General features: G+C 64.0%; 25 protein-coding genes. 17 read left to right on the top strand and 8 right to left on the bottom strand.

Annotated elements, in window-relative coordinates:
* Positions 1-17: 17 nt before the first annotated feature.
* Both AABE10_RS01200 and AABE10_RS01195 read right to left on the bottom strand, forming a co-directional pair.
* Positions 18-815, bottom strand: a complete 798-nt coding sequence (locus tag AABE10_RS01200; RefSeq protein ID WP_087732859.1) for an ABC transporter ATP-binding protein — start codon at positions 813-815, stop codon at positions 18-20.
* 47 nt (positions 816-862) lie between these two features.
* Complete coding sequence (locus AABE10_RS01195; RefSeq protein ID WP_342932225.1) at positions 863-1,879, bottom strand: ABC transporter substrate-binding protein; 1,017 nt, start codon at positions 1,877-1,879, stop codon at positions 863-865.
* Between the two features lie 241 nt (positions 1,880-2,120).
* On the opposite strand from AABE10_RS01195, the gene AABE10_RS01190 reads away from it, so the two are divergent.
* Together AABE10_RS01190 and AABE10_RS01185 are read left to right on the top strand one after the other, a co-directional pair.
* Positions 2,121-2,798 carry a response regulator gene (locus AABE10_RS01190; protein WP_342931473.1) on the top strand — a complete coding sequence of 226 codons (678 nt, stop codon included), beginning with the start codon at positions 2,121-2,123 and terminating at the stop codon, positions 2,796-2,798.
* A 37-nt stretch (positions 2,799-2,835) separates the two neighbouring features.
* Positions 2,836-4,278: a sensor histidine kinase gene (locus AABE10_RS01185; RefSeq protein WP_342931472.1), complete on the top strand. Its 1,443-nt coding sequence runs from the start codon at positions 2,836-2,838 to the stop codon at positions 4,276-4,278.
* 6 nt (positions 4,279-4,284) lie between these two features.
* Here the strand turns inward: AABE10_RS01185 and AABE10_RS01180 are convergent, their stop codons facing one another.
* Entirely contained in the window at positions 4,285-4,743 is a 459-nt protein-coding gene (locus AABE10_RS01180) for an Lrp/AsnC family transcriptional regulator (RefSeq protein ID WP_087732959.1), read from the bottom strand.
* Positions 4,744-5,014: 271 nt separating this feature from the next.
* Here AABE10_RS01180 and AABE10_RS01175 point away from each other — a divergent pair, with 271 nt between their 5' ends.
* The 11 genes from AABE10_RS01175 (at position 5,015) to AABE10_RS01125 (ending at position 15,769) form a co-directional block, all read left to right on the top strand.
* Positions 5,015-6,088, top strand: coding sequence for a Leu/Phe/Val dehydrogenase (locus AABE10_RS01175; protein ID WP_342931471.1), 1,074 nt, complete (start codon positions 5,015-5,017; stop codon positions 6,086-6,088).
* 120 nt (positions 6,089-6,208) lie between these two features.
* The gene (locus tag AABE10_RS01170; RefSeq protein ID WP_342931470.1) at positions 6,209-6,913 is read left to right on the top strand and encodes a FadR/GntR family transcriptional regulator; all 705 of its coding nucleotides are present in this window, start codon (positions 6,209-6,211) and stop codon (positions 6,911-6,913) included.
* A gap of 67 nt (positions 6,914-6,980) precedes the next feature.
* A complete protein-coding gene (ltnD, locus tag AABE10_RS01165; RefSeq protein ID WP_342931469.1) occupies positions 6,981-7,871 on the top strand; it encodes an L-threonate dehydrogenase in 891 nt (296 codons plus the stop codon).
* Positions 7,872-7,889: 18 nt separating this feature from the next.
* Positions 7,890-9,206 (top strand): 3-oxo-tetronate kinase, encoded by a 1,317-nt coding sequence (gene otnK, locus AABE10_RS01160; RefSeq protein ID WP_342931468.1) that lies wholly within the window; start codon positions 7,890-7,892, stop codon positions 9,204-9,206.
* On the top strand, positions 9,203-9,859 hold the full coding sequence (locus AABE10_RS01155; RefSeq protein ID WP_342931467.1) for an aldolase: 657 nt from the start codon (positions 9,203-9,205) through the stop codon (positions 9,857-9,859). Before otnK ends, AABE10_RS01155 begins: the two co-directional genes overlap by 4 nt.
* Before the next feature lie 87 nt (positions 9,860-9,946).
* Positions 9,947-10,735 (top strand): 2-oxo-tetronate isomerase, encoded by a 789-nt coding sequence (otnI, locus tag AABE10_RS01150; RefSeq protein WP_342931466.1) that lies wholly within the window; start codon positions 9,947-9,949, stop codon positions 10,733-10,735.
* A gap of 54 nt (positions 10,736-10,789) precedes the next feature.
* Positions 10,790-11,776 carry a D-erythronate dehydrogenase gene (gene denD, locus AABE10_RS01145; RefSeq protein WP_342931465.1) on the top strand — a complete coding sequence of 329 codons (987 nt, stop codon included), beginning with the start codon at positions 10,790-10,792 and terminating at the stop codon, positions 11,774-11,776.
* Between the two features lie 390 nt (positions 11,777-12,166).
* Positions 12,167-13,258, top strand: a complete 1,092-nt coding sequence (locus AABE10_RS01140; RefSeq protein WP_342931464.1) for a sugar ABC transporter substrate-binding protein — start codon at positions 12,167-12,169, stop codon at positions 13,256-13,258.
* Positions 13,255-14,253: an ABC transporter permease gene (locus AABE10_RS01135; protein ID WP_342931463.1), complete on the top strand. Its 999-nt coding sequence runs from the start codon at positions 13,255-13,257 to the stop codon at positions 14,251-14,253. The genes AABE10_RS01140 and AABE10_RS01135 overlap by 4 nt, the downstream gene beginning before the upstream one ends.
* Positions 14,253-15,026 carry an ATP-binding cassette domain-containing protein gene (locus AABE10_RS01130; protein WP_342931462.1) on the top strand — a complete coding sequence of 258 codons (774 nt, stop codon included), beginning with the start codon at positions 14,253-14,255 and terminating at the stop codon, positions 15,024-15,026. Before AABE10_RS01135 ends, AABE10_RS01130 begins: the two co-directional genes overlap by 1 nt.
* Before the next feature lie 164 nt (positions 15,027-15,190).
* Positions 15,191-15,769: an NnrU family protein gene (locus AABE10_RS01125; protein WP_342931461.1), complete on the top strand. Its 579-nt coding sequence runs from the start codon at positions 15,191-15,193 to the stop codon at positions 15,767-15,769.
* Between the two features lie 111 nt (positions 15,770-15,880).
* Here the strand turns inward: AABE10_RS01125 and AABE10_RS01120 are convergent, their stop codons facing one another.
* The 3 genes from AABE10_RS01120 to AABE10_RS01110 form a co-directional block, all read right to left on the bottom strand.
* A complete protein-coding gene (locus AABE10_RS01120; protein ID WP_342931460.1) occupies positions 15,881-17,170 on the bottom strand; it encodes an SUMF1/EgtB/PvdO family nonheme iron enzyme in 1,290 nt (429 codons plus the stop codon).
* Between the two features lie 171 nt (positions 17,171-17,341).
* The gene (gene fnr, locus AABE10_RS01115; protein ID WP_428983250.1) at positions 17,342-18,109 is read right to left on the bottom strand and encodes a fumarate/nitrate reduction transcriptional regulator Fnr; all 768 of its coding nucleotides are present in this window, start codon (positions 18,107-18,109) and stop codon (positions 17,342-17,344) included.
* Positions 18,110-18,254: 145 nt separating this feature from the next.
* A complete protein-coding gene (locus tag AABE10_RS01110) occupies positions 18,255-18,734 on the bottom strand; it encodes a universal stress protein (protein ID WP_342931459.1) in 480 nt (159 codons plus the stop codon).
* Between the two features lie 308 nt (positions 18,735-19,042).
* Here AABE10_RS01110 and AABE10_RS01105 point away from each other — a divergent pair, with 308 nt between their 5' ends.
* Positions 19,043-19,732, top strand: a complete 690-nt coding sequence (locus AABE10_RS01105; RefSeq protein WP_342931458.1) for a FadR/GntR family transcriptional regulator — start codon at positions 19,043-19,045, stop codon at positions 19,730-19,732.
* Positions 19,733-20,029: 297 nt separating this feature from the next.
* On the opposite strand, the gene AABE10_RS01100 is transcribed toward AABE10_RS01105, so the two are convergent.
* Positions 20,030-20,617: an acyl-homoserine-lactone synthase gene (locus AABE10_RS01100; protein ID WP_342931457.1), complete on the bottom strand. Its 588-nt coding sequence runs from the start codon at positions 20,615-20,617 to the stop codon at positions 20,030-20,032.
* A 142-nt stretch (positions 20,618-20,759) separates the two neighbouring features.
* Here AABE10_RS01100 and AABE10_RS01095 point away from each other — a divergent pair, with 142 nt between their 5' ends.
* Positions 20,760-21,092, top strand: a complete 333-nt coding sequence (locus AABE10_RS01095; RefSeq protein WP_342932223.1) for an XRE family transcriptional regulator — start codon at positions 20,760-20,762, stop codon at positions 21,090-21,092.
* Here AABE10_RS01095 and AABE10_RS01090 read toward each other — a convergent pair.
* On the bottom strand, positions 21,076-21,780 hold the full coding sequence (locus tag AABE10_RS01090) for a LuxR family transcriptional regulator (RefSeq protein ID WP_342931456.1): 705 nt from the start codon (positions 21,778-21,780) through the stop codon (positions 21,076-21,078). The two genes, AABE10_RS01095 and AABE10_RS01090, sit on opposite strands and share 17 nt — an antisense overlap.
* A 573-nt stretch (positions 21,781-22,353) precedes the next feature.
* On the opposite strand from AABE10_RS01090, the gene AABE10_RS01085 reads away from it, so the two are divergent.
* A complete protein-coding gene (locus AABE10_RS01085) occupies positions 22,354-23,319 on the top strand; it encodes a dihydrodipicolinate synthase family protein (RefSeq protein WP_342931455.1) in 966 nt (321 codons plus the stop codon).
* An 80-nt stretch (positions 23,320-23,399) separates the two neighbouring features.
* Positions 23,400-24,980, top strand: coding sequence for an aldehyde dehydrogenase (NADP(+)) (locus tag AABE10_RS01080; RefSeq protein ID WP_342931454.1), 1,581 nt, complete (start codon positions 23,400-23,402; stop codon positions 24,978-24,980).
* The last annotated feature ends 88 nt before the right edge of the window (positions 24,981-25,068 follow it).

The following is a 25,068-nucleotide window of genomic DNA, read 5'->3' as shown; positions in this document are numbered from 1 at the left end:
GCTCCAGCCTGATTGAATTAACCGATCTGCACTTCTTCGCGCAGGTCGTGCCAGATGTCGCGCGAGATTTCGATAAAGCGCGGGTCATAGCGGACTTCCGACGTGATACGAGGACGCGGCAGATCGATCTCGTAGACCTTCTTCAGTGTCGCGGGCCGCGCCGTCAGCACGAACACGCGGTCCGCGAGCGCGATCGCTTCTTCGAGATCGTGCGTGACGAACACGACAGAGCCCGCATTCGCCGACCACAGCTGCAGCAGCTCGTCCTGCATCAGCGTGCGCGTCTGCATGTCGAGTGCCGAGAACGGCTCGTCCATCAGCAGGATTTCCGGCTTGTTGATGAACGTCTGCGCGAGCGCGACGCGCTTTCTCATGCCGCCCGACAACTGATGCGGATAATGCTTGCCGAACTTGTCGAGCCCGACGCGGCGCAGCCATTCGTTCGCCTCGTCATACGCGGCCGATTTCGAGCGGCCGCGATAGAGCGGGCCGGCCGCCACGTTGTCGAGCACCGAGCGCCACGGAAACACGGCATCGGCCTGGAACACGAAGCCGATGCGCGGATCGATGCCGTCGACGGGCGCGCCCATCACGCGCACTTCGCCCGTCGTCGGCTTGAGCAGCCCCGTGATCATGCTGAGCGTCGTGGACTTGCCGCAGCCCGTCGGTCCGACGACGGCGACGAACTCGCCCTTCGCCACCGACATGCTGAAGTCGCGCAATGCGACCGTCGCCTTGCCGTCCGGTGAAATGAACCGGCACGATACGTTGCGCAGCTCGATGGCCGGTGCGCCGTGTGGCCTGGATTGATTCATCGCGTGCTGCCTCTTTCCTTGCGGGTGATAGTGGACGACGATACGGCTTACTTCGCAGCCGTCGCGACCGTCGAAACGTAGTCGTTCGAGTAGGTCTTCGCGAGATCGATGTGCTTGCCCTTCACCGACGGATTGAACGCCGACAACACCTTCAGCACCGTCTCGGGACCATCGGCGGGCATCTTGCCGTCCTTCGTGAACATCGGCAGCGAGGCCTTCAGCGCGGCCACGTACAGGTCCTTGTTAGCGCCGTAGTAGTCCTTCGGCATCTTCGCAGCGATGTCGTCGGCGCCATGCGTCGCGATGAAGTTCAGCGTCTTCGCGAACGCATGCGAGAGCTTCGTCGCCTCGGCCTTGTGCGATTCGGCCCACGCGCGCTGCACGTAGAAGCTCGAAGCCGGATACGTGCCGCCGAGCGCCGCGCGCGTGCCTTCGATCGTGCGCATGTCGACCAGCACCTTCGCGTCGCCCATCTTCAGCAGTTGCGAGACGGTCGGCTCGGTCGTCATGCCCGCCTGGATGCGGTCCTGCTTGATCGCCGCGATGAAGCTGTTGTCGGCGCCAACGGGCAGCAGCGTATATTGCGTCGACGGGATGCCCGCGCGCTGTGCGAGGTATTGCGTGAGGAAGCTCGTCGACGAACCGAGGCCCGTCACGCCAAGCGTCTTGCCCTTCACGTCCGCCATGCTCTTGATCTCGCCCGCGGCCTTCGTCGATACCATCTCGACTTCGCCCGGCACCTGGCCGAAGATCACGAGCGCCTGTACTTCCTTGCCCTTGCTTTGCAGGTCGATCGTGTGATCGTAGAAGCCGACCACGCCTTGCACGGCGCCCGCGAGCAGTTCGTTTTCGGCATCGACGCCGGCCGGTTGCGAAAGAATTTCGACGTCGAGCCCTTCGTCCTTGAAGTAGCCGAGCTGTTCCGTCAGCTTCGCGGGCAGATAGATGATCTTGGCGGCGCCGCCGACCATGATCGAGATTTTCTCGGCGTGAGCGCTGGCGGAAGCAGCGGCGAGGGCGAAAGCGAGTCCGGACACAGTTGCGATCTGGCGGAAGGTACGCATCATCAGTCTCCTTGTTGGTGAGGCGCCGGCCGCTTTGGCATCGCGGCATCGCGCTTTTTTGAATGAGTGGGGCGATTATAGAAAGCTCAAACCTTCTGCAAGCTTTCTGTCGCCGCGCCGAAATATGGGTGTTAACCCGATGCAAACGCAAACAATCAGTCGACATACAATCGCGCGGCAGTGCCGCACATACGCGATGGGCGAGCGCAGCGCCGCCGTTTTTCATGCAATCCGTTGACCGATGAAACTGCTGTTGATCGAAGACAATCCGACGCTTTCGCACTGGCTCGCGCGCATGCTCGAGCAGGAGGCGTTCGCGCTCGATGCCGTGCAGGACGGCGAAGCCGCCGATCAACTGTTGCGCACGAACCGCTACGACGTCGTGCTGCTCGATCTGAACCTGCCGCGGCTGTCGGGCAAGAATGTGCTGCGGCGTCTGCGTCAGCGCGGCGATGCGACGCCCGTGATGATCCTGACGGCGAGCGGCTCGATCGACGAAAAGGTCGAGCTGCTGGGCGCGGGCGCCGACGACTATCTGGTGAAGCCGTTCGAAGTGCGCGAGCTGGTCGCGCGCGTGAAGGTGATGATTCGCCGGCAGACGGCTTCGACCGCGAATGAAGTGTCGTGCGGCGATCTCGTGTTCGACATCGACACGCGGCAGTTCGCGTTGAAGGGTGCGCCGCTCAACGTCACGCCGCGCGAGCGCAGCGTGCTCGAAACGCTGATCTTGCGCATGGGCAAGACGGTGTCGAAAGCCGCGCTGATGGACTCGATCTTCACGCACGACGATCAGCCCAGCGAAGACGCGCTCGAAATCTATGTATCGCGGCTGCGCAAGAAGCTCGACGGCAGTTCCGCCGCAATTGTCACGCTGCGCGGCCTCGGCTACCTGTTGCGCAAGAAGGACGACGTGGAATGAAGCGCGATCCGAAGTGCAATGCGAGGTGCAACGCGCGATGACCAGCAGCCTGCGCATCCGTCTATTGTGGTGGCTGCTCGTGCCGCTCGCGATCTACGTGTTCGTGACGGGCAAGGCCGAATACGACAACGCGCGCCGCACCGCCGATCTCGTGCAGGACAACACGCTGCTGTCGTCCGCGCGGATGATCGCGGGCGAAGTCGAATGGGCGGACGGCATGCTGCGCGTCGATATCCCGCCCGCGGCGCTCGAAATTTTCGCGTCGCCGTATGGCGATCAGGTGTTCTACAACGTGAGCGTCGACGACGATCGGCTGCTCGCCGGCGTGCCGGATTTTCCGCTCGGCGCATCGGCGTCGTCATCCGCTTCCGCCGCGCACGATTCGAACGATACGCGCGACAGGCCCACCTACTACGACGCCGAGTTGCACGGTGCGTCGATACGCGCGATCGGCTACGTGCGGCGCATGTACGACAACGGCGCGACGCGGCACGTGCTGGTGTCGGTCGGCAAGACGCAGGCTTCGCGCGATGCAATGGTGCGCGAACTGTGGCGGCCGCAACTGGTGCGCCAGATCGAGATGATGCTGCTCGCCGTGGCGCTCGCGTGCATCGGCTTGACGTTCGAACTGCGTCCGCTGCTGAAGGTGAAGGACGAAGTGATGGACCGCGATCCGATGCAGCTCGAACCGTTGCGCGTCGATCGGTTGCATACGGAGTTGCGTCCCATCGTCGATGCGATCAATCAGTGCATCGCGCGGCTCGGCTTGCAGGTGGCCGCGCAGCGGCGCTTCATCGCGGATGCCGCGCATCAGTTGCGCACGCCGCTGACGCTGCTCGACACGCAGTTGCAGTACGCGCGGCAGCATCGCGAACTGGAGCCGTCGCTGGGCGAAGCGCTGGCCGCGATGCAGCGAAGCAACCGCTCGATGGTCGGCCTCACGAACAAGCTGCTGTTGCTCGCGCAAGCGGAAGCCGCCGACTACACGCGGCTCGCGAACGAGCCCGTCGATCTCGCTGCAATCGCCAAGGACGTCGTCGAAGATCTCGCGCTCTTCGCGCAGAATCGCGGCATCGATCTCGGCGCGGAACTCGACGCATCCGCGTGGATGATCAGCCACGAGGGCCTGCTCTCGGCGCTCGTATCGAATCTCGCAGAGAACGCGATTCGCTATACGCAGCCGGGCGGACACGTGACGGTCGCCGTGCATGTCGACGCGGCGAACGTCACATTGACGGTCGCCGACAACGGCCCGGGCATTCCCGCCGAAGCGCGCAGCCGCGTGTTCGAGCCGTTCTACCGGGCCTCCTCCGACACGGAAGGCACGGGTCTTGGTCTCGCCATCGTGCGCGAGATCGTGCAGGCGCATCGCGGCGAGATCGCGCTCGAAACAGGGGAGAAGGTGGCAGGGGCGCTCGCCGACGCGCGCGGCCTGACGGCGCGCGTCACGTTTGCGGCGGCATCGGCGAAGGCGGCCTGACGCGCGCTATGGCTCGACCGATACCGAGCGCTTCAGGCATCGCAACGCGAAGATCGAGCGGCTGTCCTGAAACCCCGGCAGCCGATACAGCTTGCGTCGCAGGAACGACTCGTAGCCTTCCGTGCCCGCGACAGCGACCTTGATCAGATAGTCGTACTCCCCCGACACCAGGAACGCCTCGACCACTTCGGGCAGATCGGCGAGCGCTTCACCGAAGCGCTCCAGCGTGCGCTCGTCGTGCTTCGCGAGCTTCACTTCGATGATCACCGTGTCGGGCAAGCCGAGCGCCTTCTGGTTCAGCAACGCCGCATAGCCTTCGATCACGCCCGCTTCCTCCAGCGCGCGCACGCGGTTCCAGCATGGCGTCGCCGACAGGCCGACGCGCTCGGCGAGCTTTGCGTTGGAGAGACGTCCGTCGTTGCGCAGCTCGCGCAGTATCCGCTGATCGGTGGAGTCGAGTTTCATGTGTGCGGCAGAGGCTGATGGATCGGAAGACGAATCGTCTTTATGATCGGTTTTGCGTAGGCGATTATTCTGCCACGACGCACCGATTTGCAGATAAACAGGACAAATCTCCGAATTTGGCCGCCTACACTTTTGCGATCGGGGGATCGGCGGACACGCTGCCCTCGCGATTCATACGCATGCGTTCGCAACCCGGACGACATGCGGCCCGCCGCCGCGACGCCATCGCTTCGCGCCGGCTCAACCGCCTGCCCACAAGGAAGGAACACAGATGGACCGACTGACGACGAATTTCGCCGGAACGCTTTTCGGGCTTCACGGCGAACCCGCCCACGAACGCATTGTCGTGGCCAGCGACGCGCAATCCGGCCTGCAAGCCGTGATCGCCGTCTACAGCACGGCGCGCGGCCCCGCGTTCGGCGGCTGCCGCTACTGGCAGTACGCATCGGAATATGAGGCGTATCACGACGCGCTGCGTCTGTCGCAAGGCATGGCGTTCAAGAACGCGTTGGCCGGTTTGCCGTTCGGCGGCGGCAAGGCCGTGATCCTGAAGCGTCCCGAGCAGATGAATCGCACGGCGATGTTCAAGGCGTTCGGCCGGCTCGTGCAATCGCTCGGCGGCGTGTATCTGACAGCGGAAGACGTGGGCACGACGGCCGACGACATGCGCGCCGTGCAAAGCGAAACGCCGTACGTAAGCGGCATTCCGCGCGACAACGACGTGTACGGCGGCAACCCGTCGCCGCGCACTGCGTATGGCGTGTTCGTCGGTCTCAAGGCGGCCGTGCAGGTCGCGCTCGGCCGCGACACGCTCGACGGCGTGTCGGTAGCGGTGCAGGGGCTCGGCTCCGTGGGCTGGGATCTTTGCGAGCGGCTGCATGGCGCGGGCGCGGAGCTGATCGTCTCGGATATCGATGCGGGCAAGACCGAGCGCGCGAAGCGTCTGTTCGGCGCTCAGATCGCGGACACGGCGCGCATCGCGGGCGTCAACGCGGACGTCTTCGCGCCATGCGCGCTCGGCGGCTCGATCACGGAAGCCGTCGCCGCGCAATGCGAGTTCAAGGTGATCGCGGGCGGCGCGAACAATCAACTGATGTCGCTCGCCGAAGGCGACACGCTGCACAAGCGCGGCATCTTCTACGCGCCCGATTTCCTCGTCAACGCGGGCGGCATCATCAGTTGCGTGCGCGAGTATCTGGGCTCGGCCGACGAACAGGCCGTGCTCGCGGAAGTCGCGCAGATCGGTCCGCGCGTATTCGAGCTCGCGGAACGCGTGAACGCGACGGGCATCGCGCCGGCGCGCGCGGCCGTGGCCTGGGCGCGGGAGCAGATGAAGGCCGTCTGATTTCGATGTACCGCGCCGCGAGCGATGCCTCGCGGCGCGTTGGGCTAAGGGTTCACCCCGATGGCCCTTCTTTTTCGCAAATTTGTATGATGACCTTATGACATCGCGAATTTGCGGACCATGTTCGAGAAAATCCCCAACAAGGCGCTGAGCGACACGGTCGCCCAGCAACTGCTCGCGCAGATCGACAAGGGCGCCTTTACGCGCGGCGGCAAGCTGCCGACGGAAGCCGTGCTCGCGCAGGAGTTCGGCGTGAGCCGCACGGTGATCCGCGAAGCCATCTCGCGCCTGAAGAACGAAGGCGTGGTCGAGCCGCGCCAGGGCAGCGGCGTCTATGTGTCCGCGCATGGCGCGATCCGGCCGCTGCGGATCGACTACGCCGAGGCAATCGAAGGCGGCTCCGTCTTGCAGATTCTCGCGGTGCGGCGCGCGATCGAAGCCGAGGTGGCATCCGAGGCCGCGATGCGCCGCACGGACGCCGACATGGCGACCATCGACGCGGCGCTCGCCAGGATCGATGAAGCCGTCGCCGAAGGCCGCGACGGCGTGGCCGAAGACGTCGCGTTTCACCGCGCGATCGCGGCCGTCACGGGCAATCCGTACTTCATGAAGACCCTTGCGTTCCTCAACCAGTATCTCGAAGCGGGCACCGTCGTGACGCGCCGCAACGAGGCGCTGCGCGAGGACTTCTCGCGTCAGGTGCGCGACGAGCACGCGGCGATCGTCGCGGCGATTCGCGCGGGCGACCCGATGGCCGCGCGCAACGCCGCGCAGACGCACATGTACAACGCGGCGCGCCGGCTTGCCGAGGCAGGCATCTGCTGATCCAGACGCACGGCTGTTCGAAAGCCGCGCAAGCCGTAATCCGAAGCATCGTTCGTAGAGGAAAGTGATGGCCAGAAAAATCGGAGTGATCGGTCTTGGCGCAATGGGCATGGGCGTTGCGCGCTCGCTGCTGCGCGGCGGGTTCGATGTCCATGCGTGCGACGTTCGCCGCGAAGTGCTCGACGCGTTCGCGGCCGATGGCGGCACGCGCTGCGCGAGTCCCGCCGAGCTGGGTGCGCAATGCGACGTCGTGATTACGCTCGTCGTCAACGCGGCGCAAACGGATGCCGTGCTGTTCGGCGAGCACGGCGCCGTGAAGTCGATGAAACCCGGCAGCGTCGTGATCGCATGCGCGACCGTCGCGCCCGACTTCGCAATTGATCTTGGCCGCCGCGTCGAAGCGGCCGGCCTGCTGATGCTCGACGCGCCTGTTTCCGGCGGTGCGGCGCGCGCGGCATCCGGCGAAATGACGATGATGACCTCGGGCCCCGCAGCCGCCTATGCCGCTTGCGAAGACGTGCTCGCCGCGATGGCGGGCAAGGTGTATCGGCTCGGCGAGCAGCATGGCGCGGGCTCGAAGGTGAAGATCATCAACCAGTTGCTCGCGGGCGTGCACATCGCGGCCGCCGCCGAGGCGATGGCGCTCGGCCTGCGCGAAGGCGTGGACCCCGCTGCGCTCTACGACGTGATCACGCATAGCGCGGGCAATTCGTGGATGTTCGAGAACCGCGTGCCGCACATTCTCGACGGCGACTACACACCGCTGTCGGCCGTCGATATCTTCGTGAAAGACCTCGGCCTCGTGCTCGATACCGCGCGGCGTTCGAAGTTTCCGCTGCCGTTGTCGGCGGCTGCGCATCAGATGTTCATGATGGCGTCGACGGCGGGCCACGGCGGCGAAGACGATTCCGCCGTGATCAAGATTTTTCCGGGCATCGATGTGCCGGCGAAGCGCTAAACGAAGGGACTGCACGACATGACGATCTCTGCCAACAAGCCGCTGCTCGGCTGTATCGCCGACGACTTCACGGGCGCCACCGACCTCGCGAACATGCTGGTGCGCGGCGGAATGCGCACCGTGCAGACCATCGGCGTGCCCGCCGCCGACACGCGCATCGAAGCCGATGCGCTGGTGGTCGCACTGAAATCGCGCACGATAGCCGCCGCCGATGCCGTCGCGCGATCGCTGGCCGCGTTCGAGTGGCTGCGCGCGCAAGGCTGCCGGCAGTTCTTCTTCAAGTACTGCTCGACGTTCGATTCGACGGACGCGGGCAACATCGGCCCGGTCGCCGATGCATTGCTCGATGCGCTGCACGCGTCGCGCGCCGACACGCCGTTCACGATCGCGTGCCCCGCGTTTCCGGAGAACGGCCGCACGGTGTATCGCGGGCATCTGTTCGTCGGCGACGTGCTGCTGAACGAGTCGGGCATGGAGCATCATCCGCTCACGCCGATGACGGACGCGAACCTCGTGCGCGTGCTGCAGCGGCAGACGCAATCGAAGGTCGGGCTCGTGCGCTACGACGCCGTTGCGCAAGGCGCTGAAGCGGTGCGCGCATCGATCGATGCATTAAAGCGTGACGGCGCGCGCATGGCCATCGCCGATGCGATTTCGGATGCCGATCTCTACACGCTCGGCGAAGCCTGCGCGGACCTGCCGCTGATCACGGGCGGCTCGGGCGTCGCGCTCGGCTTGCCGGCGAATTTTCGCCGCGCGGGCTTGCTCGACGATGTCGCCGATGCGGGCGAGTTGCCGCGCGTCGAAGGCGCGTCGGCGGTGCTGGCGGGCAGCGCGTCGAAGGCGACGAACGCGCAGGTGGCCGCGTGGCGCGAGACGCGGCCCGCGTTCCGCATCGATCCGCTCGCGGCGGCGCGCGGCGAGCCTGTCGTCGAGCAGGCGCTGGCCTTCGCGCGCGAGCACATGAACGCCGCGCAGCCGCAGCCCGTGCTGATCTACGCGACGGCAACGCCCGAAGAAGTGAAGGCCACGCAGCGCGAACTCGGCGTGGCGGAAGCGGGGCATCTCGTCGAACGCACGCTGGCTTCGATCGCGCGCGGCCTGCATGACATCGGCGTGCGCAAATTCGTCGTCGCGGGCGGCGAGACCTCGGGGGCCGTCGTGCAGGCGCTCGGTGTCGGGATGCTGCGCATCGGCAGGCAGATCGATCCGGGCGTGCCGGCGACCGCGAGCATCGGCGCTGCGCCGCTCGCGCTCGCGTTGAAGTCCGGCAACTTCGGCGCCGTCGATTTCTTCGCAAAGGCGCTGCGTCATCTGGATGGAGATGCGCAATGACGCCTGCCGTTCGCATCGGCGACGAAGCGAAAATCCGCGAAGAGATCTGCGTGACGGGCGCGAGCCTGTACGAGCGCGGCTACACGGTCGGCAGCGCGGGCAACATCAGCGCGCGCCTCGACGATGGCTGGCTCATCACGCCGACGGACGCCTGTCTCGGACGGCTCGATCCCGCGCAGCTCGCGAAGGTCGATCTTGCGGGCAACGCGGTATCGGGCGGCAAGCCGTCGAAGACGCTCGCGCTGCATCGCGGCGTCTACGAGCGCAATCGCGACGCGCGCGGCATCGTGCACACGCATTCGACGCATCTCGTCGCGCTGACGCTCGCGGGCGTATGGAGCGACGCCGACGTGCTGCCGCCCATCACGCCGTACTATGTGATGAAGGTCGGCCACATTCCGCTGATCCGCTACAAACGTCCCGGCGATCCGCAGGTCGCGCAGCAGATCGCGGCGCTCGCCGACAGCGTGCGCGGCGTGCTGCTCGAGCGGCTCGGGCCTGTCGTGTGGGAGCGTTCGGTATCGCAGGCTTCGTATGCGCTCGAAGAGCTGGAAGAGACGGCGCGTCTGTGGCTGATGACGAACCCGCGTCCCGCGCCGCTCGGCGAAGCGGCGCTCACAGAATTGCGCGACGTATTCGGCGCGCGTTGGTAACGCGGCGCGCGGACATTGCGTGAAGGCCGGACGATGTATCGCGTGTCCGGTTGACGTTCGATAGAGATAGATACAGGAGTTGCTTCGATGCCTCGTTTCGCCGCCAATCTGACGATGATGTACAACGAACACGCGTTCCTCGACCGCTTCGCCGCTGCCGCGCGCGATGGCTTCGAGGCCGTCGAGTTTCTGTTCCCGTATGAATACTCGGCCGCCGATCTGAAAGCCCGTCTCGACGAGCATGGCCTCACGCAAGCGCTCTTCAACGCGCCGCCTGGCGACTGGGCCGCGGGCGAGCGCGGCATTGCGTCGTTGCCGGGCCGCGAGGACGAGTTCCGCCGCAGCGTCGATACGGCGCTCGCGTACGCGCGCGTGCTCGGCAACGACAAGCTGCATGTGATGGCCGGTTTGATCGGGCCGGAGCAATCGCGCGCCGCGCATCGCGACGTGTATCTGAAGAATCTCGCGTATGCCGCGAAGATCGCGCAGGCGGACGGCATCACCGTCGTCATCGAGCCGATCAACACGCGCGACATTCCCGGCTTCTTTCTGCATCGCCAGGACGACGCGCAGGTGATCTGCGCTGAAGTCGGCGCGGCGAACCTGAAGGTGCAATTCGATCTTTACCACTGCCAGATCGTCGAAGGCGATCTCGCCGTCAAGCTCAAACGCGACATGGCGGGCATCGGCCACATCCAGATTGCGGGCGTGCCCGAGCGGCACGAGCCGGATATCGGCGAAGTGAACTATCCGTATCTGTTCTCGCTGATCGACGAACTCGGCTACGACGGCTGGATCGGCTGCGAGTACCGGCCGCGCGCGGGCACGTCGGCGGGACTCGGATGGATCAGGCCGTATGTGAAGCCGCGCGGCTGAACCGATCGACAGGCGCGTGACCGAACCGCATATTGAATTGAGGAACCACGGCACATGAAAGTACTGATCACAGGCGGCGCGGGTTTTCTGGGGCAGCGCCTCGCGCGCGAACTGCTCGCGCGCGGCGAGCTGAAGGGCGCGGACGGGCAGCGCCAGCCGATCACCGAACTGGTGTTGCTCGACGTCGTGGCCGCGCCGGGTCCGGACGATGCACGCGTGCGGATCGAAGTTGGCGATATTGCCGAGCGCAGCGTGCTGGAACGGCTGATCGACGAGAAGACTTCGGCGATATTCCACCTCGCCGCCATCGTCAGTGGCCAGGCCGAAAGCGATTTCGATCTGGGCATGCGCATCAATCTCGATGCGTCGCGGCTGCTGCTCGACGTGTGCCGGATGCGCGGACACACGCCGCGTGTCGTGTTCACGAGTTCGGTCGCCGTCTATGGCGGCGACTTGCCCGAGGTCGTGCTCGACGATACCGCGCTGAATCCGCAATCGTCGTATGGCGCGCAGAAGGCGGGCGCCGAGCTGCTGCTCAACGACTATTCGCGGCGCGGTTTCGTCGATGGCCGCGTGCTGCGCCTGCCGACCATCAGTGTGCGGCCGGGCAAGCCGAATGCCGCGGCGTCATCGTTTGCGAGCGGCATCATCCGCGAACCGCTGACGGGCGAAAAGGCCGTGTGCCCCGTGAGCGGCGCGACGCGTCTGTGGCTGCTGTCGCCGCGCAAGGCGATCGAATGCCTCGTGACAGGATGCGAAATCGACGGGGCCGCGTTCGGCAACCGGCGCACGGTGAATCTGCCGGGCGTGTCGGTGAGCGTCGACGAGATGATCGCGGCGCTGCGCGAAGTGGCCGGCGATGCCGTCGCGGCCCGGATCGAATGGAAGGCGGATGAGCGCGTCGGGAAGATCGTCGGCAGCTGGCCCGCGCAGTGGGATACGTCGCGCGCGCGGCAACTCGGTTTTGCCGGCGACGCGTCGTTCAACGATATCGTCCGCGCGTTTATCGACGATGAACTCGGCGGGAAAATTCCGGCGTGAGCCGGGCAGATCGCAAGGCATACTAAAAGCCTACAGCGCGAGGCCGCGCGTATCTGCAAGACGACTTCACTGCATTGGCTCATAGCCCACTATCTGGCACGACGCACTCTGAAAAGACCGCATAGGCGGTCTTTTTGTCGTTATGGAGCGGCACTTTAAATGGCCTTGAGAGCGGCACCCTATAGGTGGACGTTAAATAGTCCGACTACTTTAGGGTATACGTTGATTAATCGGCAAAAGTACGTGATATAGGATTTTCCGCAGGGTCGTCAGGGGCACACGCATGCACACGGGGTTCGTGAGTGTGGTGCCTCCCGGCACCGGCGCCTTCCCTCGCCTGCGCCGTCATGCACAGCAAGTTATTCAATAACTCAAAGACTGGAGGATGACATGGCCGGTAAGCAGGAACCCAAGGACGAAGTCCAGAGCATGCGTCGCGGAATGCTGCAGGGCGCCGGCCTCGGCGCGGCGTTGGCATTGCTCGGCGGCGCGCTTGGCGGGGCGATTACGCCGGCGCAGGCTGCCGAAGCGGCGCCGTTTCCGGCGCATAAGCGCTGGAAGATCGTCTTCGTCAATCACGTGACGACAAACCCATTCTTTGTCCCGACGCAGTACGGCATTCAGGACTCCACCGCTTTGCTCGGCATGGACTATCAATGGACGGGCTCGGCCAACGCCGACATCGCCGAAATGGTGAATGCCGTCAACGCCGCGATCGCCGGGAAAGCGGATGCGATTGCCGTGCCGATCGTCGATCCGAAGGCTTTCGACAAGCCGATTCAGGCGGCGCTCGACGCGGGCATTCCCGTGTTCGCGTATAACGCGGACGCGCCCCAGGGTTCGTCGAATCCGCGTCTGTCGTACATCGGCCAGGATCTGTATCTGTCCGGCTATCAGATGGGCGAGCGCATCGCGAGCCTGATCGACAGCGGTCTCGTCGGGCTCTTCATCGCGACGCCCGGCCAGTTGAATATTCAGCCGCGTCTGGACGGCGCAGTCGCCGCGATCAAGAAGTCGGGCAAGAAGATCGACGTGCAGACCATCGCGACGGGCGCGACCGTCAACGAAGAGCTTTCGAAAATCAAGTCGTTCTATCTGGGCCACCAGGATCTGAAGGGCATGTTCGCCGTCGACGCGGGCAGCACGCAGGGCGTCGCCGAAGTGATGAAGGAGAACAACCTGCCCTCGAAGGGCGTGCATGGCGGCGGCTTCGACCTGTTGCCGCGCACCGTGCAGCTGATCCACGATGGCTTCCTCGACTTCACGATCGATCAGCAGCCATACGTGCAGGGCTTCTATACCGTGGTCCAGGCGTTCGTGTACCTCGCGTCGGGCGGGCTCGTCGGTCCGTCCAACGTCAACACCGGTTTGAAGTTCGTGACGAAGGCCTCCGTCGATCCTTACCTGAACACGTCGACACGCTACGAGGGCAAGAGCACGAAGCCGCAAATCGTTCCGCACACGGGAGCGATCAAAGGGTGACGTCTCCTGTAGCGGACATCAAGAAAGCGCAACGGCCGCGACGCTCGTCGCGGTCGTTTCTGCGTTCGAGCGAGCTTCGCATCCTCGCAGTCGCCGTCATTCTCTGCGCGTACTTCGAGACGGCCAATCACGACTTTCTGCTGACATCGGCGAGCCTGCAGAACCTGTCGCAATTCATCGCTCCCGTCGCCATCATCGCGTTCGGCGAAATCATGTTGATGATCGGCGGAGAGATCGATCTGTCCGCCGGCATGGTGTTCGCATTCGCGCCTTTCATCATGCACTTCGCGCACGAGGCGGGCTTGCCGGCGTGGATCTCGGTGATCGCCGGGCTGGTCGCGGCGGGCCTGATCGGATTCGTCAACGGCGCGGTCACGGTCTATCTGCGGATTCCGTCGTTCGTGACGACGCTCGGCACGCTCTTCTTCGTCAACGGCTTCACGCTGACGATATCCCGAGGCACGCCCGTTTCGCCGCCCGAGGACGGCCTCTTTGCCGAGTTCATGGGCGCGTGGGGTTACAGCGAGATCATCTGGGCGATCGCGCTCGCGGTGATCATGCACGTGTTGCTGCGTCACACGCGCTGGGGCCTGCATACGATCGCGTCCGGGGCGAATCCGCTCGGCGCGAGCGAGGCGGGCATTCACGTCAGGCGCCTGAAGCTCGGCAACTTCGTGCTCGCCGCGGTGCTCGCCGGATTGACGGGCACGCTCGAGTGCTTCCGCATTTCGTCGATCGATCCGCAAGCGGGCGGCAACCAGATCATGTTCCTTGCCGTCGCCGCGGCTGTGATCGGCGGCACGCCGCTCGCGGGCGGGTCGGGTACGATCATCGGCGGGCTGATCGGCGCGGCCGTGCTCGGCATTCTGAACGACGGCTTCACGCTGATCGGCATCAACGCGTTCACGTTCAACATGATTCTCGGCGCGGCGATTCTCGCGGCGATGATCTTCAACATCCACGTCGTTCGTCTCGCGCGCAAAGGAGAGCTGTGATGTCGTCGTCGCCGGAAGAGGCGCTGCGCGGGGAAGACATCGTCAAGCGCTTCGGCGCCGTGACCGCGCTCGACGGCGTGTCGCTGACGCTCAGGCAAGGAGAAATTCTCGGCATTCTGGGCGACAACGGCGCGGGCAAATCGACGCTCATCAAGATTCTCACCGGCTTTCATCAGCAGACGAGCGGCAAGCTGTTTCTCGGCGGTCAGGAGACGATGCTGCGTTCCGTCGATCACGCGCGTTCGCTCGGCATCGAATGCGTGTATCAGGATCTCGCGCTCGCCAATTCGCTGAGCATCTATCACAACATGTTCCTGAACCGGGAGATCCTGCGGCCCGGGCCATTTCGTTTGTTGAACCATCGCGCGATGCGCGAGCGCGCGTCGGAGTGTCTCGAAGAAATAGGCGTGCATGTGCCGTCCGTCGACCTCGCTGTCGAGCAGCTTTCGGGCGGACAACGGCAAGCCATCGCGGTGGCGCGCGCGGTCAATTCGAACGCGAAGATCCTGCTGCTCGACGAACCGCTTGCGGCGATGGGCGCGCGCGAAGCCGGGCTCATCATCGATCTGATCTTGCGGTTGAAAGAGAAGGGCGGCCTGTCGATCATCATGATCATGCACAACTACGCGCAGACGCTCGACATCGCCGATCGCGTGATGCTGATGCAGCGCGGCCGCGTGACGTATCAGCGCGAGACGGTCAGCACGTCGGTTGCCGAGCTGATGGACATCGTCAGGCGCGAATATCGGGCGATGCGCACGCAGGGGACGTGAGCGGCGGCTCGTCAGCACGCCGCTGGTTGCCGACACGCATTCGCAGCACGCGCGCGAACAGTCTGCTGTCAATCGGCGCCTGCAATCTGCATTTCGTATTGGCACGGCTGACGTCATGCGGGACAATCGCGGCAACCTGTCGACATCCGACACGAGGAGCCGCCATGTTCGTATTGATATTGGGGTTGCTGTTGTTCCTTGGAGCGCATTCCGTCCGCATCTTCGCGGACGACTGGCGCAAGGCGCGGATCGCGCAGATGGGCGAGAAGCCGTGGAAGGGCGCGTATTCCGTCGTGTCCATCATCGGGCTCGTGCTGATCGTCTGGGGATACGGCCTCGCGCGGCGCGAGCCCGTCATGCTCTGGTCGCCGCCCGCGTGGGCGCCGCATCTCGCAGGCATCCTCACGCTCGTCGCCTTCATCCTCTTTCCGGCTGCCTATGTGCCGGACAATCACTTCAAGGCGCTGGTCAAGCATCCGATGACGGTCAGCGTCGCGCTCTGGGCCTTCGCGCATCTGCTGGCGAACGGAACGCTGAACGCGGTCATCCTGTTCGGCGCGTTCCTCGTCTGGGCGATCGTCGATTTCGCCGCCGCGCGAAAGCGGGATCGCGTCGAAGGCATCGTCTATCCGGGCGGGACGCTTTCACGCGATGTGATTCCCGTCGTGGTCGGCGTCATCGCCTGGATCGCGTTCGCGTTCTTCCTGCACGGATGGCTGATCGGCGTAAAGCCGATGGGGTGAGCTTCACGTCGCGCTAGCCGCGACGTGAAGCGTTGTGGGATCGATGTGCGTGACGATTCACGAGACAGCATGTGGTTCGCGCATTCCCATATGCGGTCGTGCTTGACTCAGTCAGTTCCGCACGCACCTGAACCCGGCATACACATGCTGATAGCGCGGCTGAAACCAGTTGCGGAAAGTGGGCCGCACCATGCATTGCGCGGTGCGGGCCGAGCCGCCTTTGAGCACGTAGTGCTGTCCGTCGAAGAAATTGGCCGAATAGCCGGGATAGAACGGGAACGCATCGAAGCCCGGTAGCGGCTCGAATAGCGACGACGTCCACTCCCATCCGTTGCCATACTGACCTTCGACACCGAACGCGCTGACATTGTCAGGCGACGCATCGACGGCTTGCGGGTCCCAGTGGCGGAAATCGAAGTTGCCCGAAGACGAGGGCGGCGTGCCGTGCGCCGCGCGCTGCCATTGCGCTTCCGTCGGGAGCGACTTGCCGGCCCAGCGCGCGTATGCGCTCGCTTCCGCGTGGCTCACGTAGACGGGCCAATCGGGCGGCAGCGCAATGTCTTCGAACATCGTGCGCAGCGTCCATTCGCCATCGCCGTTTTGCGACCACGTCACGGGATGCGAGATGTGCTCGGCTTCCTTCCACGCCCAATCCTTGTCGGTCCACAAAGCGCGATCGCGATAGCCGCCCGCGTCGATGAACTCGCGGTACTGCGCATTCGTCACCATGTAGCGGTCGATCTCGAACCCATCGACGTGCACGCGCCGCTCGCCGAATTCGTTGTCCCAACCGAACCGGCCTTCCTCTTTCGGCATGCCGAGCACGGTCTCGCCTGCGGGCACGCGCAGCATCGTCGACAATTCGACATTGCGCACCTGTTGCGCGCCCTGCACCCTGCGCGCGGGCGCGGCCTTCATCTCGAGCGGCAACTGATGCAGCATGTACGCGAGCGTTTCCGCATGCATCAACCGGTGTTCGATCGCGACGTGCAGCAGTTGCGCGGGCGAACCCGTCGACATGTCGCCGTGGCCGAACTCGAATGTACGAAGCTTGCCGTCGATCTGCTCGCGCGCCTTGTTCCCGTAGCCGCGAACGGCGTCGATGGTCGGCCAGTCGGAAGGCTGATCGGTGGGGAAGCCGCCATCGACGGGATCGATACCGAACGCGAACAGCTTGTCGAGTTCCGGCGCGAAGGCGGGCAGCGCAGTTAACCGCTCATCGAACAGATTGCGGTCGAAGGCTTCGAGATGGCCGATGTAGAACACGATCCGATGACGCTCCCGGATCGGGCGTTCATAAAGGTATTCGGGTTTGACGACCGCGAAGAGGGCGTCGGTAACGGTGCGTGCATCGATGAGACGTTGGACCAGCGGGTGCTGCAGGACAGGCTCGCGATTCATTTCGCCGGGTCTCCTTGTTGGGGAGATTTGCATGGGACCCGAGCGAGCGCTCAAACGCCGACCCGGGTCGCAAGGGACAGTCTTGAACTGTACCGCAGGTGCAGGAGACGTGCCAGGCGAGTGCACATGACGACGGCCGATGCGTCGCGATGTGCGTGAACCGCTGTGCTATCAGGCGCTCGGCGCGCCGATGCGGCGCAGGCCTTCGGGATCGACGATGTGAATGAAACGGCCTTGTGCGTCGATCAGTCCGCGCTTTTGAAATCTTGACAAGGTGCGGCTCACGGTCTCGAGCGTCATGCCGAGATAGCTGCCCATGTCTTCGCGCGTCATCCGCAGATTGAATTCAGCAGAGGAGTAGCCGCGCTGCGCGTTGCGTTCCGAGATGTCGAGCAGGAACGCCGCGACGCGCTCGTCGGCGCTCAGCGAACCGAGCACCATCATCTGCGCGGCTTCGCGGACGATCTGCTCGCCCATCAGCTTGTGCAGCCGCTCCTGCATCGAGCCGATCTCGCGGCAAAGATGCTTGAGCTCAGCGTACGGGATGATGCACACGGAGCTGTCTTCCAGCGCGACCGCGCTGCACGCGTGCTGGTCGCTGCTGATGCCGTCGAGCCCCAGCGGTTCGCCCGCGAGTCTCAAGCCCGTGACCTGCTCGCGGCCGTCGCGATGCGCCATCACCGTTTTGAGCGAGCCCGAGCGTACCGCGTACAGATTGTCGAAAGAATCGCCCGCGCGATAGAGCGATTCGCCGCGCCGGACGGAACGCGCCGAGCAGATCACGGCTTCGAGTTGCGGCAGTTCGTTGGCGGCGACGCCTTGCGGCATGCAGAGCTGCCGCATCGCGCACGACGAGCAGCGCGCGCTGGTGCGCGTCGCCGGAGCGGTATGACGGACGCGGACTGCGCGAGTGGAGGCGGAAGCGGTAGGGGTGAGCATGGGACCACCGGCTAAAAAAGAGTGATAGCCGATTGTCCCACTCGATGCGCGTGCAACGAGGCGGCAAAATGACGCGTCATAGCGCACCTCGCTGTTGAGCGAGGTCACGCTCGTGAAGACGCAAGCCGAAGCTCTGCCGGGCTGCTCAGGCCGGCGTCGGCTTGTCCGCGTCGCCGGTGCCCGCAGCGGACGGAATCAGCAGCACGGGAAACGTCGACTGGCGAACGCAGCGCTCGGCCACGCTGCCCAGAATCAGCCGCTGCATGCCGCGCCGGCCATGCGTGCCCATCACGATCAGATCGGCGTTGAACTCGGTGGCGGCGCGCAGAACGAGCGTCGGCACGTCGTCCAGCGACGAGGCTTCGCCGACGAGAATATCGCCGGATACCCCGCGCTCGTGCATCGCCGCCGACAGTTCCGCCGTCAGTTCCTTGCCTTGCTCGACGAGCCGGTTGCGCAGAATCGACGGATCGTAGCCGGGCGCGTCGAAGTACATCGGCGTGTTTTCGACTGCGTAGAACGCGCGCAGCGTCGCGCCGAGTTTGCTCGCCAGATTCAGCGCGTTGTCGAACGCGCGGCGCGACGTATTGCTGCCATCGACCGCAACGAGGATGCGTGTGTACATGAAGCCTCCGTGCCGTGGAGAGCGGCGCGCCGCCGTGTTCCGCAGGCGCGCCTGCCGCGAGTGGAAATTGTGCCCCGATCGCGCTTGCAGCTTAAACGATCGCCGAAAAATGCGCGCTTTCGGCGCCGGAAAGCGCAGATGTTAATCGGACATTTGCCAAATTTTGCCGTCGGGCGTGCGGTCGTTCATACTGGCGGCATGCGCGCCAAGACACGCTTTCCAGCGCAGTCGCCCGTCGATTCCGCCTGGCAGCGTGCATTATTTGCCTTACAATTAAAATCTACTCTGACAAGCTGCACCCTTCGACGATGAACGAGCGTAAATCGACAGGTCTGCCGGACAAGATCTACAGCGATATTCTCAACCGGATTCTCGAAGGGGAATACAAGGAAGGCGAGCGTCTGCCGACCGAGCACGCGCTCGCGGAGCGTTTCGAGACGTCGCGGCCGACCGTGCGCGAGGCGCTGGCCCGTCTGCGCGCGGACGGCATCATCGTGACGCGCCATGGCTCCGGCACGACGGTCGCGCGCCGGCCCGATCCCGATGTGCGCCGCTTCGCGCCGCTGGAAACGCTGTCCGATATCCGGCGCTGCTACGAATTTCGCATCGTGACGGAATCGGGCGCAGCCGAGCTTGCCGCGCAAATGGCCGACGCCGACGACATCGCCGCGATCCAGCACGCGTGGGATGAACTGGAGCGCGTGATCGAGACGCAGGGCATCGGCGCAAAGGACGATTTTGCGTTTCACGTGGCCGTTGCGCGCGCTTCGAAGAACCAGTTTTTCATCACGATGATGGGGTTCATCGAAGAGCAGATCGTGTTCAGCATGAACCTGTCGCGCAATCTGTCGCTGGTGAAGACGCTGGAGCGGCAGCGGCTCGTGCAGGCCGAGCACCTCGCCGTGCTCGACGCGATCCGTCGCAAGGACGGGGCGGGCGCCGGCCACGCGATGCGCCTGCATCTGGAGCATGCGCGCGACCGGATGTTCGGCTCCTGACTTTTGCGCCTCGACGGGTCGTGTGAAACGCGGCGCTGTTTTCCCCCGCCTGAAAAATGCGGCGCGCCTCGCGCCGTATCGCAAAGGGATCGCAAAGAAGTGAATCCCCTTCCGACGTCGCTACCGAAACCGTGCGGCACACCGCGTGCGATGCAATCGGCTCGAGCGAAGCGGCCGAACGCGTCGCGCTGCGCGAGACGTACCGTGAGCCTGCGCGCATCGCAACCGTCCCGCCGTCGCCTCAGGCTCAATACCTCCGATACCGAGCCGGCGCGAGAGCGTAGCGGCGTACGTCCGTCAGGCCGCGACGGGCATCGGCTTGCAGACGGCGGCGCGAATTGCGTCGACGGTGATGTCGAGTGCGATCGCCCGCTCGACACCGATTTTCACCGGCGGCCCGAGGCGCGTGACTTCGATGCCCGTGCGGCGCAACAGCCGCTCGATCGCCGTGGTCGTCACGGTCACGTAACGGGTGATGCCCATCCGGTCCGCGAAAGTCACCAGTTCGTGAATCGCGTGCATGGTCAAATCTGCGAAGCCAAACGTTTGCGCGCCGTCCGTTTCGATAGCGAAGCGGCTCAATTCCCATATATGCCGTCCGAGTGGCGCCGCCTGACCATCCAGTAATTGCGGAAACGTGTCCTTCAGCATGTTCGGCCCTTCCGTCGGCATCAGCCGCCAGCAGCCACAGACGTGCCGGTCTCCGTTCTGGATGAGCATGTAGTACGGGCCGAGCGCGTCGTAGCCGTCGATCTCCATGCCCGCGATGGTCGGAACGTCCCACCCCATCCTGTCCCGGAAGACGCGGGCGCGCAGCCGGTACATCTCGTTGATGTTGTCGTTGTCGAACTCTTGCCGTGTGCCAATCCGAATCGCGGTATGCATGGTGTGCTCCTTACGTGGTAGCGGTACGCAGGAAACGTATGCATTTCGGATAAAAAAAACACCTATTCACCTGGATAGGTGTTAAGTGGGCACGGGGATCACAAAATTGAGACGAGGCAGCCAATCATCAGGGGAAAACATCATGGAACTTCAAAATCATTGGCAATCGGGTGTTCACGCAAACGTTCAACCGACCGTCCAGAGCCGTAGTTCAGAGCCGTCGTCCACTGTGGATCGCGTGCTTATCATCGCGTACCGCAAGAAAAAGAAAGAGAGCCAGCGCCAGTTCTGGGCGCGCTTCGGCGTGACGCAGTCACGCGGCAGCCGCTTCGAATCGGGCGCGGAAATTCCGGCTCCCGTATCGATCCTGCTGGGTCTGTACTTCACGAAAACGGTCACGGACGGCGATCTGGGCAGAGCAGAGAAGGTGCTCCACAATCCGGAAGCCCGTGAGCTGATCAGCCTGGATCAATAAGACCGAGCTGCGTGGCAATCACGGCGGCTGCGCGCCGTGAGTTCACACCGAATTTCGCGCGAATGTTCTTGAGATGGAAGTTCACTACCGCCTCCGAACAATTGAGAATGTGCGAAATTTCCCAAGTGGACTTACCGCGCGCTGTCCATTTCAGGCATTCCTGCTCGCGCGGCGTGAGCTTCGGCACCAGCGCTTGCGTGTGAGCCTCCAGATGGGGCTGGCTCGTGTCGATGATCAGGTCGCGCAGTAGCACCAGGTTCGGCAGCACGACATCGAGATGGCTCCAGAATTCGTCGGTCGGATTCCGATCGTTCACGAAGCAGATCAAGCCCGATTCCTGTCTAGGCCCATGAATGGGCAGACTCACGCCCGCGCGCAGACCATATGCCCGGGCTTCCTCGTACATCGTCTGCTGTGGGTAGGTCGAAAAGAGGTCAGGCGACCAGATCAGCGGTGACGAGCGCGTCATGCAGTGCGCAACAGTCGGATCGATGTGCGCGAAACCATGCGCGTTGTAGAACTGCCGCCAGGTCGGCGAGTACGTGCTGCGAATGAACGCGTCTTCCAGCCGGATGCCCGGGCGCGGAAGGATCCCGACCAGCACGCGATCGAAGCCCCACCCGTCGGCGAGACGTGCGACTTCGCGGAACCAGGTGACGTCGTTCTCCGCTTGCAGCAAAGGCGACATCTGCTCAATGAAATGTTGCGGCAAGGTTCTATCTCTCGAGGTTCGCAGCGGAGCGGGCTCTGGCCATGCCGATGCTGCGGATACTCATGATTCGTGGCACATCAATTTATCACCATTATTAGCCTTTTAATGCGAAATGGCGATAGACGATTTCGGGTTTCTTCATTTTTTGCCCCAAAAAGAAGCTTGACGGGATAGTCGATTAAACCGGCTTGGCGAAATAGGGCATTAAGTGGCGCAATCCGCTCCTGGCTTGGCAAACAGCCGTTCTTTTAAGCGCGTCATTTGAAAAGCACTTGCACGTGTTGAATCGGTATTAAATACGCGGGGCGTCAGGGTCCGGAATAGATTACGAAAAGGTTTGAATCAAATGCGCCGTTATTTTCGATGCGTTGTCATACCAGAATTTTTCGAAATCGACGTCTGGAGCGCAGCGCGCGAGCGTTTATTAGTATGATGAAAGTCGTTTCCAGGCACGGTGCGCACTGGGGCGCGCAATCCCAAAGTTGTTTGACAACATTGGCGACGCGATGCTAACTTGCGCGGGTGATCGTCCCTGTTGCGAGCCGTCCCATGAACGTGTCCCCGATTCTCGAAAGCGAATTCGCCGCCAGTGTAATGGCGGTTCCTCCGCTTGCGCGCCGCGCCGATCTGACTCTCGATGCCGGCGAAAACCAGAAGCTGATCCGTCACATCGAGGCGGGCGGGATCCGTACGCTGCTTTATGGCGGCAATGCGAACCTGTATCACGTTGCCGTCAGTGAGTATCGCGAGTTGCTGGACATGCTCGCCGCGCTCGCCGGTTCCGCGACGCGTGTAATTCCCGCCATCGGCCCCGATTACGGGAAGATGCTCGACCAGGCGCGCATTCTCGCGCGCACACCGTACCGGACCGCGATGGTCCTGCCGTTGCCGGGCTTCACGACGTCCGAAGGCGTCGAGGCGGGGCTCACGCGCATCGCCGACACCGCAGGCATTCCGCTCACGCTCTACATCAAGAGCGAGAACTACGTGAGCGTCGATGCGCTCGCGCGGCTCGTCGAGCGCGGCACGCTCATTGCTGTCAAGTACGCGATCGTTCGCGACGATCCATCACGTGACGATTACCTTCGCCGGCTGCTGCAAAACGTGAGTCCGTCGAAGGTGATATCAGGAATGGGCGAGCGGCCGGCGCTCGCGCATGTACGGAAATTCGGTCTCGCCGCATGGACGACGGGCTCGGGCTGCATCGCGCCGCATGCCGTGATGGCTTTGCTGCGCGCGGCGAAGGCGAACAACACCACCCATGCAGCGGCAGATGATGACGGCGAAGCACAGCGTCTTTACGACGCCTTCATGCCGCTCGAAACCCTGCGCGACGAGATCTCGCTGATCCGCGTGCTGCATGACGCGGTGACGTTGTCGAAGCTCGCGGACATGGGGCCGATTCTGCCGCTGCTGAGTTCGACGCCGCCCGAACATCATGCGAAGATCGAAGCTGCGACGCAGGCCTTGCTCGACTTCGAGCGGCGACTCGCGGAATCGTCCGCCCATTCATGACGTCGCACACCCACTATTTGGATTCCAGGCCGCGCGATGCGACATGATCCGCGTCGCGCGGCCATCGACAGGAGCTGGACATGCAGATTACCGGTGACATGCTGATCGGCGGGTCGGCGGTGCGCGGCACCAAAGGCACGCTGCGCGCGTTCGACCCGGCGCGCAACATGGAAATCGAACCCGAGTTCGGCGCGGGCGGCACGGTCGAGGTAGACCGTGCGTGCGCGCTGGCCGCGCTCGCTTTCGACCCGTATCGTCAAACGTCGCTCGAAGTGCGCGCGCATTTCATTGAGACGATCGCTGAGAACATTCTCGGGCTCGGCGACGCGCTGATCGAGCGCGCGCAGGCCGAATCCGCGCTGCCGAAAGCGCGGCTCGAAGGCGAGCGAGCGCGCACCGTCGGGCAACTGAAGCTGTTCGCATCGCTCGTGCGCGAAGGCCGCTGGCTGAGCGCGACGATCGATTCCGCGCAGCCGGACCGCAAGCCGTTGCCGCGCCCCGACTTACGCATGCAGAAGATTCCCGTGGGCCCCGTCGCCGTATTCGGCGCGAGCAATTTTCCGCTCGCGTTTTCGGTCGCGGGCGGCGACACGGCGTCGGCGTTCGCGGCGGGTTGTCCCGTCGTCGTAAAGGCGCATCCGGCGCATCTCGGCACGTCCGAGCTGGTCGGCCGCGCGATCCAGAAAGCCGTCGCCGATTGCGGCCTGCACGAAGGCGTTTTCTCGCTCGTGATCGGCGCGGGCAACGAGATCGGCGAGGCGCTCGTCCAACATCCCGCGATCCGGTCGGTCGGCTTCACGGGCTCGCGCAGTGGCGGTCTCGCGCTCGTGAATCTTGCGCAGAAGCGCCGCGAGCCGATCCCCGTGTTCGCCGAGATGAGCAGCATCAATCCGATGTTCGTGCTGCCCGGCGCGCTCGCGCAGCGCGCGGAGCAGATCGCGACGGGCTTCGTCGAATCGGTGACGCTCGGCGTCGGCCAGTTCTGCACGAACCCCGGTCTCGTGCTGCTTCTCGAAGGCCCGCACAAGAAGGCATTCATCGACGCCGCCGCGAAAGCGCTCGCGCAAAAGAGCGCGCAGACCATGCTGACGCCGGGCATCGCGAACGCGTACCAGGACGGCGTCACGCATCGCACCGAGCAGCGCGGCGTGCAGAGCATCGCGCGCGGCACGTCGTCGGATGCCACATGCGCGGCGTTGCCTGCGCTGTTCCAGACGGAAGCGATGCATTTCCTCGCGTCCACCGAACTGGAGGACGAAATCTTCGGGCCGACATCGCTGATCGTCACCTGCACGGACATCGAAGAAATGGTCAAGGTGGCCGAATACCTCGAAGGCCAGTTGACGGCGACGCTGCACCTCGAAGCCGACGACTACGACATCGCGCGGCAACTGCTGCCGACGCTCGAGCGCAAGGCCGGCCGCATCCTGGCGAACGGCTTCCCGACGGGCGTCGAGGTGTCGTATGCGATGGTGCATGGCGGGCCGTACCCGGCGACGTCCGATTCGCGCGCGACGTCGGTCGGCGCAACGGCTATCGAACGCTTCCTGCGTCCCGTCTGTTACCAGGATTTGCCCGCCGATCTGCTGCCGCAATCGCTGCGCGATGAGAATCCGCTGAAGCTCTGGCGTTTGCAGGACGGCAAGCCTGTGCAAGCGTAAGCGCGAGAGCAAGCGCGCGGCTGCATCCAACAACAATCAATTCGACAAAGAGACCGCCGGATACCGGGCGTCGATTCCAATCGACGCC

The organism is Paraburkholderia diazotrophica (assembly GCF_038900755.1).
GTDB lineage: Bacteria > Pseudomonadota > Gammaproteobacteria > Burkholderiales > Burkholderiaceae > Paraburkholderia > Paraburkholderia diazotrophica_A.
Note: the sequence above shows the minus strand (reverse complement) of the source record. Positions and strands in the feature narration are given on the sequence as shown.